The organism is Vreelandella alkaliphila, assembly GCF_016107625.1.
GTDB classification, from domain to species: Bacteria; Pseudomonadota; Gammaproteobacteria; order Pseudomonadales; family Halomonadaceae; genus Vreelandella; species Vreelandella alkaliphila.
In genome coordinates, this window is record NZ_JABASV010000011.1 from 59847 (window position 1) to 74554 (window position 14708).

General features: G+C 54.8%; 16 protein-coding genes and 2 riboswitches. Of the genes, 10 read left to right on the plus strand and 6 right to left on the minus strand.

What is annotated here, in order from left to right; all coding sequences use genetic code 11:
* Nucleotides 1-3: 3 nt before the first annotated feature.
* The 10 genes from cbiB to JFC11_RS15590 all read left to right on the plus strand — a co-directional run bounded on the left by cbiB (nt 4) and on the right by JFC11_RS15590 (nt 9311).
* Nucleotides 4-1011, plus strand: coding sequence for an adenosylcobinamide-phosphate synthase CbiB (cbiB, locus tag JFC11_RS15545; RefSeq protein WP_232482938.1), 1008 nt, complete (start codon nt 4-6; stop codon nt 1009-1011).
* A complete protein-coding gene (cobD, locus tag JFC11_RS15550) occupies nt 1008-2123 on the plus strand; it encodes a threonine-phosphate decarboxylase CobD (RefSeq protein ID WP_198349955.1) in 1116 nt (371 codons plus the stop codon). Before cbiB ends, cobD begins: the two co-directional genes overlap by 4 nt.
* Entirely contained in the window at nt 2107-2640 is a 534-nt protein-coding gene (locus JFC11_RS15555) for a bifunctional adenosylcobinamide kinase/adenosylcobinamide-phosphate guanylyltransferase (RefSeq protein ID WP_198349926.1), read from the plus strand. Before cobD ends, JFC11_RS15555 begins: the two co-directional genes overlap by 17 nt.
* Nucleotides 2637-3413 (plus strand): adenosylcobinamide-GDP ribazoletransferase, encoded by a 777-nt coding sequence (gene cobS / locus JFC11_RS15560; protein ID WP_198349927.1) that lies wholly within the window; start codon nt 2637-2639, stop codon nt 3411-3413. Before JFC11_RS15555 ends, cobS begins: the two co-directional genes overlap by 4 nt.
* Nucleotides 3350-4003, plus strand: a complete 654-nt coding sequence (locus tag JFC11_RS15565; RefSeq protein WP_198349928.1) for a histidine phosphatase family protein — start codon at nt 3350-3352, stop codon at nt 4001-4003. The genes cobS and JFC11_RS15565 overlap by 64 nt, the downstream gene beginning before the upstream one ends.
* Nucleotides 3955-4386 carry a bifunctional adenosylcobinamide kinase/adenosylcobinamide-phosphate guanylyltransferase gene (locus JFC11_RS15570; RefSeq protein ID WP_038483350.1) on the plus strand — a complete coding sequence of 144 codons (432 nt, stop codon included), beginning with the start codon at nt 3955-3957 and terminating at the stop codon, nt 4384-4386. Before JFC11_RS15565 ends, JFC11_RS15570 begins: the two co-directional genes overlap by 49 nt.
* A gap of 33 nt (nt 4387-4419) precedes the next feature.
* A riboswitch (cobalamin riboswitch) is annotated at nt 4420-4648 on the plus strand.
* Between the two features lie 139 nt (nt 4649-4787).
* Nucleotides 4788-6590, plus strand: coding sequence for a TonB-dependent receptor domain-containing protein (locus JFC11_RS15575; RefSeq protein WP_038483353.1), 1803 nt, complete (start codon nt 4788-4790; stop codon nt 6588-6590).
* Nucleotides 6591-6672: 82 nt separating this feature from the next.
* Entirely contained in the window at nt 6673-7545 is an 873-nt protein-coding gene (locus tag JFC11_RS15580; RefSeq protein WP_198349929.1) for a cobalamin-binding protein, read from the plus strand.
* Nucleotides 7546-8541, plus strand: coding sequence for a FecCD family ABC transporter permease (locus tag JFC11_RS15585; RefSeq protein ID WP_198349930.1), 996 nt, complete (start codon nt 7546-7548; stop codon nt 8539-8541).
* On the plus strand, nt 8541-9311 hold the full coding sequence (locus JFC11_RS15590) for an ABC transporter ATP-binding protein (RefSeq protein ID WP_198349931.1): 771 nt from the start codon (nt 8541-8543) through the stop codon (nt 9309-9311). The genes JFC11_RS15585 and JFC11_RS15590 overlap by 1 nt, the downstream gene beginning before the upstream one ends.
* Before the next feature lie 42 nt (nt 9312-9353).
* On the opposite strand, the gene JFC11_RS15595 is transcribed toward JFC11_RS15590, so the two are convergent.
* The 6 genes from JFC11_RS15595 to JFC11_RS15620 form a co-directional block, all read right to left on the minus strand.
* Entirely contained in the window at nt 9354-10292 is a 939-nt protein-coding gene (locus JFC11_RS15595; protein ID WP_198349932.1) for a DMT family transporter, read from the minus strand.
* A gap of 56 nt (nt 10293-10348) precedes the next feature.
* A complete protein-coding gene (locus JFC11_RS15600; protein ID WP_198349933.1) occupies nt 10349-11173 on the minus strand; it encodes an AraC family transcriptional regulator in 825 nt (274 codons plus the stop codon).
* A 104-nt stretch (nt 11174-11277) separates the two neighbouring features.
* Nucleotides 11278-12042: an ABC transporter ATP-binding protein gene (locus tag JFC11_RS15605; RefSeq protein ID WP_198349934.1), complete on the minus strand. Its 765-nt coding sequence runs from the start codon at nt 12040-12042 to the stop codon at nt 11278-11280.
* Nucleotides 12042-13106 carry a FecCD family ABC transporter permease gene (locus JFC11_RS15610; RefSeq protein WP_193060270.1) on the minus strand — a complete coding sequence of 355 codons (1065 nt, stop codon included), beginning with the start codon at nt 13104-13106 and terminating at the stop codon, nt 12042-12044. Before JFC11_RS15610 ends, JFC11_RS15605 begins: the two co-directional genes overlap by 1 nt.
* 15 nt (nt 13107-13121) lie before the next feature.
* On the minus strand, nt 13122-14135 hold the full coding sequence (locus JFC11_RS15615) for an ABC transporter substrate-binding protein (RefSeq protein ID WP_095604258.1): 1014 nt from the start codon (nt 14133-14135) through the stop codon (nt 13122-13124).
* An 84-nt stretch (nt 14136-14219) separates the two neighbouring features.
* Complete coding sequence (locus JFC11_RS15620) at nt 14220-14402, minus strand: cupredoxin domain-containing protein (RefSeq protein ID WP_198349935.1); 183 nt, start codon at nt 14400-14402, stop codon at nt 14220-14222.
* A 67-nt stretch (nt 14403-14469) separates the two neighbouring features.
* A riboswitch (cobalamin riboswitch) is annotated at nt 14470-14661 on the minus strand.
* Nucleotides 14662-14708 lie beyond the last annotated feature (47 nt).

Below are 14708 nucleotides of genomic sequence, written 5' to 3' on the forward strand. Positions count from 1 at the left end.
GTCATGTATGGCGAGATCGTTATTGTTGCACTGGCGATTGTCATCGACTTAGTCGTTGGTGACCCGCGTTCGTTGCCGCACCCAGTGGTCATAATAGGGCGTGCCATCAGCGTACTTGAGCAGCGCTGGAACCAGGGAAGTGACAAGCGCCGTCGACTCCTGGGTTTTTTACTCACCGCCACCATTGTGCTGGGCACGTTTAGCCTCGCTTGGCTGAGTTTGGAACTACTGACTTGGGTGCACCCTTGGCTTGGGCTAGCTGCTGAGCTTTGGTTGCTGGCGACAACGCTGGCCATAAAAGGCTTGGCGGAAGCGGGGCGCGCCATTGCCGTGCCGCTGGCTAACGGTGATTTAGTATCGGCACGAAAGGCACTTTCCATGGTGGTGGGGCGTGATACCGAGCAACTGGATGAAGCGGAAATTACCCGTGGTGCGGTGGAAACCATTGCAGAAAATACGGTGGATGGCATCACCTCGCCGCTATTCTTCGCGTTTATCGGCGGTGCGCCGCTGGCGCTGGCTTATAAAGCGATCAACACGCTGGACTCCATGGTGGGCTATCAAAATGAACGCTATAGCGACTTCGGCTATGCCTCGGCGAAGCTCGATGATATAGCTAACTGGCTGCCCGCCAGGCTGACCGCGCTATGCTTGTGGGTTGCCGGGGGGCTGATCAGCTGGCAATCATCGGCGCACTATTGGCGTCGGGCCATGTTGGCTACCTGCCGCGAAGCGCCTCGCCACCCAAGCCCTAATGCGGGGTGGCCAGAAGCCATGGTCGCGAACCTGCTGGGTGTGCAATTGGGCGGCACCAATGTTTATCAGGGTGCGGTTTCTCATCGAGCAACTCTTGGCTCGCCACTGGAAACGCTGACGTGTTCGCATATCAACGCCGCAATTAAATTAATGCACGGTGCTTGGCTGCTGTTTTTCTTGTTAATGGCCGTGTTGATGAGTGTATTAACGGGCGTATTAATGGGGTCGGCAGGCGCGGGGATTTCATGGCTATGAGTTGTCAAACCACTGTTCACGAGGCGGCTGATTGGCCAAGCCATGGTGGCCAGGCCGCAGCGCTGCTGAAGCGTTTTGGGCTACCTGCCGATCATGTGATTGACGATGTGAGCGCTAACCTTAACCCGCTTGGGCCGCCCGAGTGGCTGGCAAGCTGGTTGGTAACAAGGCTTGGTGGGCTTAGCCGCTATCCCTCGCCGGACTACGCCTCAGCCCGGCAGGCCATTGCGGCGCAAAATGGTGTTCAGCCAGCACAAGTACTGCTGACCAATGGTGGGGCAGAGGCCATTTTTCTTGCCGCTGCGCTGCATGCCGGTGGCCGAGCCTTATTATTGGCTCCCAGCTTTGGTGAATATGCCAGAGCCTGTTCTGCCCACCGTATTGAAATGACCGAGCATGTATTGCGCGAGCCGCATTTCGCTTGTGATATGGCCGACCTGCTAGAGAAGGCAGCAAATGCCGACGTGGTGTTTCTGTGTCGTCCGAATAACCCAACTGGCACGCTGATATCCATCAATGCAGTAGAGAGACTGCTAGCGCATACGCAGACTACTGGAACCCAAGTGGTGGTCGACGAAGCATTTATCGATCTATCAATAGGCGTCGAGGCGCTGACGCCGTTGCTTAAGCGTTACTGTCATTTAGTACTGCTACGCTCAATGACCAAGTTTTATACCTTGCCTGGATTGCGCCTAGGCTACGTGCTGGCTTCGAAAAACATAGTAGACACCATGAGTCACCACCAACCGCCCTGGAGTGTGAACCATCTTGCTGCTGAACTGGTGGCACCGCTGTTAGCGGATAGCGAGTTTGCACGGCTCACCCAGCAGTGGCTGGCCAGTGAGCAGCCACGTCTGAGCAAGGCGTTGCAGGCGCTAGGGCTTGAGGTGGTGCCCAGTCACAGCTGCTTTTTCCTTGTGCGGCCAGGTGTTTTACAGCGTGAACGCGGCGTGACCAGCGCAGACCTGTTTGAACGTATGCTTTATAAAGGGCTACTGGCGAGGCATACCCACAGCTTTAAAGGGCTTGAGGGCAGTTGGTTACGCTTGGCACTGCGTGATGAGTCGGCAAATAACCGCTTGCTAAAGGTGCTGCATGATTGTCTTTGTTAGTGGGGGCGCTCGCTCTGGAAAAAGCCAAGTAGCGGAGCAGCGTGTGCTCAGCGCGGCGGGTGACGCCAACTGCTATTACATTGCCACCGCTAAAGTTTACGACGCCGAAATGGCCGACCGGGTATCGCGCCACCAGGCACGCCGGGAAGGCCAATGGGTAACGCTAGAAGCGCCCCTGGCGATTGACCAAGCCATTGCCCAAGTGCCCGATCACCACGCGGTGCTGCTCGATTGTTTAACTCTCTGGGCAGGACAAGTGCTGTTTGGCGCTGAGCCAAATGAAGAATTCAGTGATGAGCAAGGCCTAGCGCTGCTGGCTCGCTGCCTGCGTGATGCACAAGCACGGGGGCTAACACTGGTGATTGTGTCGAACGATCTTAACGAAGAGCTGATTGCTGATCAGCCGACTACCTGGCGCTACGTTGAGTTTATCCAGTGCTTACACCGTTGGTTAGCGCTGGAAGCTGACTCAGTGCTTGAAGTCATCGCGGGCTGTGCTAGGGAGTGGAAACGATGAAAAATGCGCTGTTCGGCCTAATACTCGCGCTGCAGTTTCTAACCCGAATTCCGCTTCCTGTTGCCTGCCCATGGACACCTGCCACCCGTCGCTGGGCAATTCGCGCTTATCCGTTGGTAGGGTTGTTAATTGGCAGCATGCTGGCGTTAAGCGCGCTGCTATTAAGTCTCATCGCGTCACCAGCGCCAATCACTGCGTTGTTACTGCTAAGCCTATGGGTAGCGCTTTCGGGTGGTTTACATCTCGATGGCGTAATGGACCTTGCCGATGCGTTAGGCAGTAACCAACCCATTGAGCGGCGTTGGGAAATCATGAAGGACGCTCAGATAGGCAGTTTTGGCATCCTGGCCTTGCTGTTTTTGCTGGCCTGGAAGGGCGTATTGCTTTGGGCGCTGGTGGCTTATCAGGCACCGCTGTGGTGGCTGGTGGCAGTGCCTGCATTAGGCCGATTTGCTGGGGTCGCACTGCTGATTTTTACCCCCTGTGCTCACTCGAAGGGGCTCGCATGGAGCTGGCAGCAGTCGCTTAGCGCCCGTGATGCTGGTTATGCCTTGCTACCGTTGGCGCTGGTTGTTGCGGTTTCACCAGCATTGCTGGTCTGGGGGTTGGTCATCATCGTGTGGGTAGCAATCGCCAGAAGGGCAATGCTGCGGCTATTTAACGGCATCAATGGCGATATGGTAGGTGCCACCATTGAAGGAGGAGAGCTTTGGCTACTGGTCTTAATGTGGAGTTGGTGGCAGTTCGCCACGGTATCACCGCCTGGAATTTAGAGCGCCGATACCAAGGGCAGCGCGATATTCCGTTGCTATTTCCTGATGCGGAAGCGGGACTGCTGGCACTGCGTGACGCATTGGCAGAAGAGTGCTTTGACGCTGTTTATTCAAGCGATTTAAACCGCTGTCAGCAAACCCTCGAGTGGTCGCAGGCGGCAAAGCCGGGTGTGCCGCTGTATCTAGAACCACGATTACGGGAGCTGGATTTTGGTGACTATGAAGGCAAAGTTTACGATGAACTAAAAGACTTACCCCATTATCGCGCTTGGATTGACAGCGTGGGTGAGCTGCAAATTCCCGGCGGCGAATCTTCCGGCCAGCTACGTGACCGTCTAAATGCTTGGCTTGAAGAGGTGGCGGCGCACGCCCGCGAACATCATTATCAGAAAGTGCTGGTTGTTACCCACGGCGGGGTAATACGCGAGTTGCGGCGTCGCTTCGAAACCATTGGTTTTTGGGAAGGCATCGTTCATCAAGCACAAGGACGGCGTTGGCAACTGACGTATCTAAAACGTGAAGATGGCAAAGGAGAGTGGCAATGCAGCTGTTCATCGGCGGTGCCTGCGCAGGTAAGCGCGATGTTGTAAAAGCACGCTTTCCCAGCGCTGTTTGGTGGCGGCTTTCTCCAGGGCAGCGTTTACACGAAGTGACCCACATCATGCAGCCCAATGTGCCGCTCGTTCTGCACGGTGTGTTTGAGTGGTTAGCGGCAGTGCTGCACTCTGATATGAGCAGCGATGCGTCGCGCGCTCTGTGGCGGGGAGATCTGGAAAGCTTGGCCACCGCCGCACAAACCCATGGCGTGACGCTGGTGGTCATCATGAATGAGTTAGGGCGAGGAATCGTCCCCATGGCCCGAGACCAGCGTCGCCTGCGTGATTTAAGCGGCTGGTTTAGCCAAGACGCTGCCGCCCAATCCGAGCAGGTCTGGCATGTACGACATGGGCTCGTGCAGGCGCTTAAAGCCTAGTCGGTTAAATTGACCAGCCCCTAACAAGTTGCTAGTTTACGCGCACTCTCAGGTGCTGATGGCCATTGTCGCCATCAGTTAAACGGGAAGTTGGTGAACACTTACGTGAATCCAACGCTGCCCCCGCAACGGTGATCGAGATAAGAACGGCTAAAGACGCCACTGTGCTAACGCATGGGAAGGTGGTCGTTCGGAAAGGCATGATGCTGTTATCCGCTTTTCGCTCGTCAGCCCGGAGACCGGCCTAAGAGGCATGGTTCTACAGGACCACAACATGCCGAGACGCGGAGGGCGTGCTCAGGGTGATATCGCTAGCTTAGGCTGCTGATCTCCCTATCATCCCTCTGCCCGGTCAAAAAAATACGCTGTGCGGGTGAGCACAGTGAGCAAGGGATCTCCTCATGTCTTACCGTTTTCATTCCACCGCCACTCTGGCGGCGTTTGCGATGGCCGCATTGCCCATGGCCGTTCAAGCCCAATCTAACGCACAGCCTGCTGCGAATACATTAAACCCCGTTGTTGTTACCGCCGCACTTGCGCCGCGTACTGCCAATGAAAGCCTGTCCTCGGTTACCGTGCTGGACGAAGCAACGTTACGCCGCCAAGATCCGGTAAGTATTACCGACTTGTTGCGCGGCCAGCCTGGGGTGGATGTTTCTACAAATGGCAGCTTTGGTAAAAACAGCAGCGTTTTTATTCGCGGCAGCGGTAGCGGCCAAAATGTCCTGTTGATTGACGGGATTCGTCTTCGCTCCGCCACTAGTGGTGGGGCTGCCTGGCAGCATCTGGAGCCGCGCATGTTTGATCGCGCTGAAATTGTGCGTGGTCCGCGTGGCAGCCTATACGGTGCTGACGCAATTGGCGGCGTTATTCAGTTGTTTACCCCCCAAGGCGAAGAAGAGGGTCCGCAACCGCGTATTTCTGTAGGTGGTGGTTCGTTTAATACCCAGCGCCTGAGTGCCGGCATTAGCGGCAAAGAGGGCGGCACCCGCTATAGCTTTTCCGCTAGCCACTTCACCACGGATGGTCAACCGATTCGACGCGATGGCGACGATAAGGGCTATGACAACACCACGGCGTTAGCGCGGGTATCTCACACCTTTGAAAGTGGTGCAGAAGCGGGCGTGTTGGCGCTTCGTGCCCGTGGTCATAACGAATACGATGGCGGTGAAAACGATTTCGTTCAGCAGGTGGCGGGTGTCTACGGTGAGCTGCCGATAACCGATAACTGGCGCAGCCGCTTAACACTCAGCGAATCTCGTGATGAAAGCGATAACATCGATAACTTTGGTGACTCCGTGTTTAACACCAAGGTGAGTACCGCGCGCTGGGAAAATACCTTAACGGCGGGTGCCCACGAGCTGATTGCAGGCGCTGAATACAGCGAAGATCGCGTTAATAGCACTACGGCGTACGATGAAACTAGCCGTAGCAACGCGGCGGTATTTACCCAAGCCTTGCTCGATTTTGCGCCGTTTACTCTGCAAGCCAGCTTGCGCTTCGATGACAATGAAGCTTACGGTGAAGAAGTCACCGGCAGCGTAGGCGTGGGCTATGACGTAGACGGCCACCACACCTTGCGTGCCAACTACGGTACAGCCTTTAACGCACCCACCTACAACCAGCTCTACTTCCCAGGCTTTGGTAATCCCGACTTAGAGTCTGAAACGTCGCAAAGCATTGAGGTAGGTGTGCGCGGTCAGTACGGCCATTGGTTCTGGGATGCGGCACTCTATCAAACCGATATCGACAACTTGATTGCTGGTCAGGGGTTGCTGTTTAACGTACCCGAAACCCGCATTCGTGGAGCTGAGCTGGCTGCAGGCGTCGAGCTCGACGATTGGACGCTAGCCGCCGCGCTGACCTACACCGATCCTGAAAACCGCCTAACTGGTAAGCGCCTGCAAAACCGCGCCTCACAAAGCCTTCGCTTAGACGTAGACCGTGAACTTGGCGACTGGTCGGTGGGTGGCTCCTGGATTGCTCAAAACCACCGTTACCGTGATGCGCAGAATCAAGACCGCCTCAGCGGTTACGGGTTGGTTAACCTGCGTGCAGGTTGGCAGTTTGCCCCGCTATGGAGTGCGCGAGTAACGTTGGAAAACGCGTTGGACCAAGATTACATTACAACGCGCTCGTTTGATGGTGCCGACTATATTAACGCAGGCCGCGCAGGGTTTTTAAGTGTTCACTTTGGCCAATAAAAAAGCGAATCAGAGATTTTTTAAACATCGCGGGGCCACTGGCCCCGCACTGTTATTAAGTCGATTGATACTAAGCTTATCAATGCTCAGTGGTGTGGTTTCAAACGCCGTATTGGCAGATGACCACAGCCGCTGCGCGGTGGATGATCGTGGCCGTGAGGTGTGTCTATACACGTCAGCACAACGTATTGCCACGCTTTCGCCAGGGGCGACGGAGCTGACCTATGCAGCGGGCGCTGGGGACCAAGTGGTGGCTGTGGTTAGCTACAGTGATTATCCACCGGAGGCCAAAGAGGTTGCGTCTGTTGGTAGTCACACGCGCATTGATTTAGAAGCCCTGGTAGGGCTGGCGCCTGATTTAGTGATCGGCTGGGTAACCGGGAACCCCGCTGAACAGTTGGAAACCCTTGAAGCGCTGGGTATGCCGGTATTCTATATTGAGCCTAGGAATTTTGAGGGAGTGGCCAGCGCAATTGAGCGTTTGGCGAGGCTGGCTGGCACTGAAAGCGCCGGGCAGTCGGTCGCTGATAATTTCCGGTCGAGGATGGCTGAACTGGCAGTTCGCTACCGTGATCGAGAGCCAGTGCGCACCTTCTATCAAGTGTGGGATGAGCCGTTAATGAGTGTCAATGACGCACATCTTATCGGCCAGGTGATCGAGATCTGCGGTGGTGAAAATGTGTTTGGTGAGCAGGCGCGCCTAGTGCCTCGCATTGATGATGAGGCTGTCCTGGCGGCAAACCCTGAAGCGATTGTTGCCGGAGGGATGGGGGAAGAGAATCGCCATTGGTTGACCCACTGGGAGCAGTACTCAAACGTAACGGCGGTTGCCGATGATAATCTCTTTTTTGTCCCGCCTTCTCTGATTCAGCGGCCCACCCCGCGCTTGATGGAAGGTAGCAAGATTCTCTGCGAGAAGCTTGATATCGCCCGACAAAAACGCGAGCGCCATTAAATGTTAGCACGTTTGGGCTTCCCGCTTGGCCTGTTGCTGCTGGCGGCACTGACTTCGCTAGTGATCGCCCTTGGCGTCGGCAGTGCGCAGCTTTCCCCAGCGCAAATTTGGCAAGTGGTTCTCGGTAATCTTGGTTATATAGGCCAGGACGAGGGCAATGCGCTTGCGCGTACCATGGTGCTGGAGCTGCGCTTGCCAAGGGCGCTTTCGGCTTTTGCTGTCGGTGGTTTGTTGGCGGTAGCGGGTGCTCTGATGCAAGTGCTGTTGCGTAATCCTCTTGCAGACCCTTATGTACTCGGGCTTTCCGGTGGTGCCTCGATTGGTGCACTTGCTGCCATGCTGGCTGGGCTGGGCGGATTGGCAATTTCAGGTTCGGCATTTGGCGGTGCGCTATTTTCGACGTTCTTAGTCTTTGGTTTGGCCCACGGCAGCGGCAGTTGGACACCTTCGCGGTTACTGCTAACCGGCGTCGTCGTCGCGGCAGGCTGGGGCGCAGTGATCACTTTAATGTTGGCACTGAGCCCCGCTGAGCGGTTACCGGGCATGCTGTATTGGCTAATGGGCGATCTTTCCTACGCGCGCGCACCTTGGCCTCCGCTGCTGCTGTTACTGGCTACTTGTGTGGTACTGATGCCCCTTGGACGCAGCTTAAATGTGCTGGCCCGTGGCCCGCAGCAAGCTGCTGCGCTGGGCGTTGCCGTCCGGCCACTTGAGTGGTGCATCTATATTGTCGCCAGTTTGTTAACCGCCGCGGCTGTTACTACGGCGGGCAGCATTGGCTTTGTCGGCTTGGTAGTGCCACATATGCTGCGCCTATTGCTGGGTAATGATCAGCGGTTAATCTTACCGGCCTGTGCTCTGGCTGGGGGCACCTTGCTGGTGCTGGCCGATACACTGGCGCGTACGATGATTGCTCCGGAACAACTGCCAGTGGGAGTGATTACTGCGCTATTAGGTGTGCCGACGTTTCTCTTTCTGCTTTACCGGAGCCGCTGATGAGCCGTTTGGTTACCCAAGACCTCATCATCAACGTGCCGGAAAGAAGCGATGGCACGGCGCTGAATATAACCATTGAACCCGGGCAGGTATGGGGCGTGCTCGGCCCCAACGGAGCAGGTAAAACGACGCTGCTGCACACCTTGGCAGGGCTGAATGCGCCGCGTTCCGGGCAAGTGCTACTGGGAGGGCAGCCGCTTGAGACACTGAGCAGGCGGCAAGTTGCGCAAATGTTGGGAGTTGTCTTCCAAGAACGCTTGGATGGCTTTCCCGCGACCGTGCTGGAAACCGCGCTGATTGGCCGCCACCCCTACCTATCGCCGTGGCAAATGGAGGGCGCTGCCGACTACGCCCAGGCCGAAGCAGCGCTTGAACGGTTAGACGTTGCGCACCTGCGCGACCGTTTGGTGAGTACACTTTCTGGCGGCGAGCGCCAGCGAGTGGCGATGGCCACGGTACTGACTCAGGCCCCCAGCATCTGGCTAGCTGACGAACCAACCAATCACCTTGACCTACACCACCAAAGCGCAGTGATGGCACTGATGGCCCAGCAGGCAGCCCAGGGCAGTGCGGTGATGATGTGCCTGCACGATTTAAATCTAGCCGCCCGCTGGTGTGACCATCTTTTACTACTCTACCCAAATGGCGACGCCTGCTGGGGCACACGAGACAGCATGCTGGTGCCCAGTGCATTAGAACGTCTTTATCAGCAGCGGCTGGCGGTGGTCGAGGTTGAAGGGGCACCGGTATTTGTGCCCATAAAAGAGTGATGACAAGCTTAGCTAGCTCAACAGTTAGCGCTCGCTGCTACGTTAGCGGGCATCTAATAAGGGGGCTGGTTTTTGCTGTCGCTGGTTTGGTTGACGCTGACGGGACATCAGAAACAGGCCTGCGCCCACCAAAACACCGCCAATCACTTCATGCCATGCCGGGTGTTGTCCGATCAATATAAATGCAACCAGGGCGGCAAACAGTGGGCACAGAAACAAGAAGCCGCTTGTATGTACGGAGCCGCCAATCTTTAACGCCGCAAACCAAAGCCCGATAGCTCCAGTCGATGCGGGAATTGCCAGCCACATAAACATTCCCCAATGGTAAGCATCCGTCGGCAGGGAAAAAGGTTGTTTGCTGCAGGCAGCTATCACCATGAGCAGCAGGGAGCCAATCAACATCTGCCAGAAAGTGATTATCCAGGGTGAGAGCGTCATGGCAAATTTCTTGCTTAACACGGTAGAACAGGCCCAGCAGGTAGATGCCAGCATCACAAGTACTTCTCCGCGCCCGACTCCGTGGTAGCCGTCAACGTCGATCCCAATACAAATAACCACTCCAATAAAAGCAGAAGCTAAGCCGAATAAGGCAAGCGATGAGGAGCGCTCGCCTAAAATAAACCAGGCTAAGACAACCACCAGTAGAGGATTACTGGCCATAAGAATGGCAGCTATTGAAGGGCTAGTCGCCGTTAGTCCAATGTTGAGTAGCGACATGACGCCGACTGTTTGAAAACTACCAATTATTAGCAGTTTTACCCAAGGAAGCTCTTTAAGAGATATTTTATGCCTGCGCATTTGGATAAAAACAAAAGGCGACAAGGATACTGCTGCGACCAGGAAACGAGCAGACGCTGCCCATAACGGCGACATCTGTTCCATGACGAGTTTAGTGCTGACAAAAGAAGACCCTTGCAGGAATGTAGATGCGATTATCAGAACGTAATAGTGGTCAGTGAGTGACGTTAGTGAACGTTTCATATTCCTCTACCGATTATTTCAAGAAGTAGAGAAACAATATCAATCTCACTCGGATTCTATTCTTCCATGCGAGACAACTTTGTTTGAGAACAGGACAGATCGTTTAAATACTCTCGGGGAGATTTACCCGTGACACGTTTGAACATAACGGTAAACGCCCCTTGTGAGGCATATCCTAGATGCTCTGCAACTTGGCTAACGCGTTGCCCGGTGCTTAACCCCGACATGGCACTTACAATGCGTACCTGCTCTCGCCATTGAATAAAAGAAATACCTGTCTCAGTGCGAAATAGTCGGGATAGTGTCCGCGTCGTTGCTCCGACCTCATTCGCCCAATCTGCCAGTGAGCGCACATCACCCGGATTTTCCAGCAACGTATCGCAGATCTTTTTCAAACGCTTATCTCTGCCCATGGGCAGTTTTAATCCACACTCGAAGGCCTGCCTCATTTCTTCTAATGTTAGCCGCAATAAGCGCTCTTCGAAGCTGTCAGGATGATAGGTGATTGAAAAAGAGGAGGCCCGGATCAGCAACTCGCGTAAAAGGGGAGTGACGCCTATTCCTACTGGATGACTAGGCAGGTTTAAGGTGAACGATTCGACATTGACATATAAAGTCCGCAAAGAAACTGGTGTGCTGGCGCTCATTTCATGTTCTACGTAAGGAGGCATCCAGACGCCACGAAACGGAGGTAATAACCAGTATTCATCGCTGGTGCATAGTCTCATCGTACCTGTGCTGGCATAGATTAACTGTCCACGCTGATGTTGATGGGGAGGGATGTGATGGCCCGCAGGGTACTCTTTAAACATCGACACCACAGGGTTTTTAGCATTTTCCCATTTAGCAAGATGCGCATTTAGTGAGTGGTCAGTACTCATTTGGGTCCCAATATCTTAACCAAGAAAACGCCTCACTATACCCTGAGGTCTCGCTGCCTTTTACTTGGCTTTTACCTAATGTCATTTACTCCTTGCCAACGTTTCTAAACAGCATTGCGAAAACGCATGACCTGTTTGCCATCGACAGGGTCATCGATCACATGGGCATGCACACCAAAGGTCTGTTGTAGCCTACTGGCGGTGAGCACGTCGTGGGGTGGGCCACTATCGATCAGGCGGCCGCTATCCATAACGCCGATTCGGTCGCACTCCATGGCTTGGTTAAGGTCGTGCAGGGAAATAATTACCGTAATCGGCAGTTGCCTGACCAGTTTAAGAATCGACAGCTGGTGGCGAATATCCAGATGGTTGGTGGGTTCATCCAGCAGCAGGATCTTAGGCTGTTGGGCCAATGCCCGAGCAATATGCACGCGCTGGCGCTCACCGCCAGAAAGTGTATGCCAAAGCCGATCTGCCATATGCGCCATATCAACATCTATCAGCGCTTTAACCACGATGGCATCATCTTCAATTGACCAGGCGCGTAAGGCGGAAAGAAAAGGCGTGCGACCTAGCGCGACCACTTGGCGCACGGTAATTCTATCGGTGGTGTCAGCCTGTTGCTCAACCAAGGCAATAGATTGAGCGATAGTGCGTTGTTTGAGGGCGTGCAAAGGCTGGTTATCAATCCGCACCAGGCCTGTCTTTGGTTTGTTCAAACCGGCCAGCAGACGCAGCAGGGACGTTTTTCCCGAGCCGTTGGGGCCCACCAAACCAAAGGTTTGACCGGGCTCGACGGTGAGATTGACGTCAACGACCAGTGGCGTGCCATGTACCGCCCAGGTGAGTTGTTCTGCGGATAATTGCATTAATGCCTCTTGCCACGGACAAGAATAAGCGCAAAAGCGGGCGCGCCAATCAGTGATGTAATCACCCCGATGGGAAGCACCTGACCAGACACTAGAGTGCGCGAAAGAATGTCTGAACCGATTAAAAATACCGCGCCAGCAAGCGCGGTGGCGGGTATCAAACGCGTGTGTTGGCTGCCGACAATAAAGCGCATCGCATGGGGAATCACTAAGCCAACAAAGCCAATCGCTCCTACGATGGAAACCATTACCGCAGTGACCAGCGCCATCGCGATAATCAGCATGCCGCGCACCGGGCGCACAGCAATGCCCATAGACGCGGCGCTATCGGCCCCGAAGGTAAACGCATCCAAGGAACGGCGGTGCCATAGGCAAACCACTAGCCCGAACAGCGCGGCAGGCACCGCTAGGGTAGCATCAGCCCAGCGCACTCCGGAGAGATTGCCCATCAGCCAAAACATAATGCCCCGCGCTTGTTCAGCACTTGCTGACTTGGTAATGATAAATGCGGTTAGGGCATTAAACAGCTGCGAACCTGCAATCCCCGCCAGAATAATTGCTCCTGCTGCCTGAACACCACGCCCACCACCAACACCGCTGTTGGCCGCATGGGCGAGCATCACTACGATGCCAAAGGCGAGGAGGGCACCAGCGAAGGCACCCAACGATAACGACAGCATGCCAGCGCCTAACCCAGCAACCGCCACTGCAACGGCACCCGTAGAGGCTCCAGCAGAAATGCCCATTAAATAGGGGTCGGCTAGTGGATTGCGCAGCAGGGCCTGCAATACCACTCCCGCCAGCGCCAAGCTGGTGCCGCAGCAAGCGGCAACGACGGCGCGACTGAGGCGGTAGTTCCAGATAATACCCTCGTCGATTCGATCAACCGGGTAATCCGCGCCAAGTAGTTGATTGGCGAGCACTTTGAGTATCGTATCAACGGGAATTGATGTCTCGCCGATGGCGGTGCCCGCGATGAGTGCGGCCACCAGCACAAGTGGCGTCACCCAAAGCCAGCGCAACCCGAAGCGCTTAGTTATGGGCCGTGATAGCGCTATGCTCATGCGTAAAAAGCCATATCAGTTGAAAGACATCGTCGATAGCGCCTCGGCTAGTGACTCAAGGCCGTAAATGCTGCGCATAGTGGCACTCATGGCATGGGCGTCCATCTCTACGATGCGGTTATTTCTAACCGCCGTCATTTCGCTGGTAACCGGGTCATTGTGCAGAAACTCACGCTTTGCTTCGATGTCGTCAGCAGGAAAACGGCGACGATCCATGGCGGCGATAACAATCACATCGGGGTCAGCCTTGGCGATGCTTTCCCAGCCAACGGTGGGCCACTCTTCATCAGACTCAATGACATTGCGAATGCCCAGTTTGTCCATCATATAGCCCGGTGCACCCAGTTGGCCGGCAACGAAAGGGCTAACCCCCAGATCCGTTGATGAAAACCAAAAGACTGCCGATAGGTCTTCCGGCAAATCAAGGCTGCTTGCCAGGTTGATAGCGTGTTCTTCTCGGGCGTTCAGGTCTGTCACCAGAGCTTCACCAGCGTCTTGAACATCGTAAATTTCGGCTAGCTCGGTGATCCCTTTATAGATCGATTCCGTCGAGAAAGCGGCGGTGCGGGTACCATCGCCACCGGTAGAGTTATCCTTGGTGTCGCAATCGGCGGGCATGATGTAGGTGGCGATACCTAGTTCATGGAACTGATCTCGGCTGGCCACGCTCCCGGTAGGCCCCACGTGCCACTCGTACTGCACCGCAACCAAGTCAGGGCGTTTATTGACCACGGCTTCGAAGCTGGGGTCGTCGTTGGCGATCCGTTCGATCTGTTCATTGACGTCAGTAAATTGCGGCAAGACCGGATTAAACCAGACTGAGGTACCAACTACGCTATCAGCGAGCCCTAGTGAGTAAAGGATCTCTGTGGCCGATTGACCCACCGTTACCGTTTGCTCGGGTGGCGACGCCACACTTATCTCTACGCCACAGTTGGTCAAGTTCACGGGGTAAGTAGTGTCACTGGCCAGTGCGAATGAGGCGGGCAGCAGCGATGCGGCTATTAGTGAGTAACATACATGCTTCATTGCGGGTTCCTACAGAAGAGAGTTTTTAGATTATTTGTTATGTTATAACATTGTTTTTGCCTGAGCGAAGAACACTAGCATGTCTCAGCTGTTTGCAGACAAAATATCTAAAAATCGTTGCCGTGCGGCAGGCGGTAGGTTATTGGGTAGGTTGCTCTCAGAAGCGGGGTGATCGAACATCTGGGTTCGCATGACCAATCCCATGGTGTCGCTTGGTAAGCACTGAATGCCCCAGATGCTTTCTTCATGTCCTGTTACCTCAATCATGTACACTCCCGTGCATGATGAGCGATGCGTACAGCCAGAAAAAATATCTGGCCGAACTGTCTCGCTCGATTAATTAACATGGTCGGCAGGTCTCCTGACTGACGGGTCATGGCTAGCTCGCCTTCCCAGACAATACGTCCAGTGGCTCATTGAGCATCGCTAACCGCCTACAGTTGCGGGGGCAGTTCCGTTTCGCGGCTAAGCCGCAGCGGATTCTCTATTAAGTTCCGTGAGGAACGCCGACGGCAGCTATTCTAGGTGGCGGGTAAAGGTAGAACAACAAAAAGCCCGATCTTTCGGCTAAAT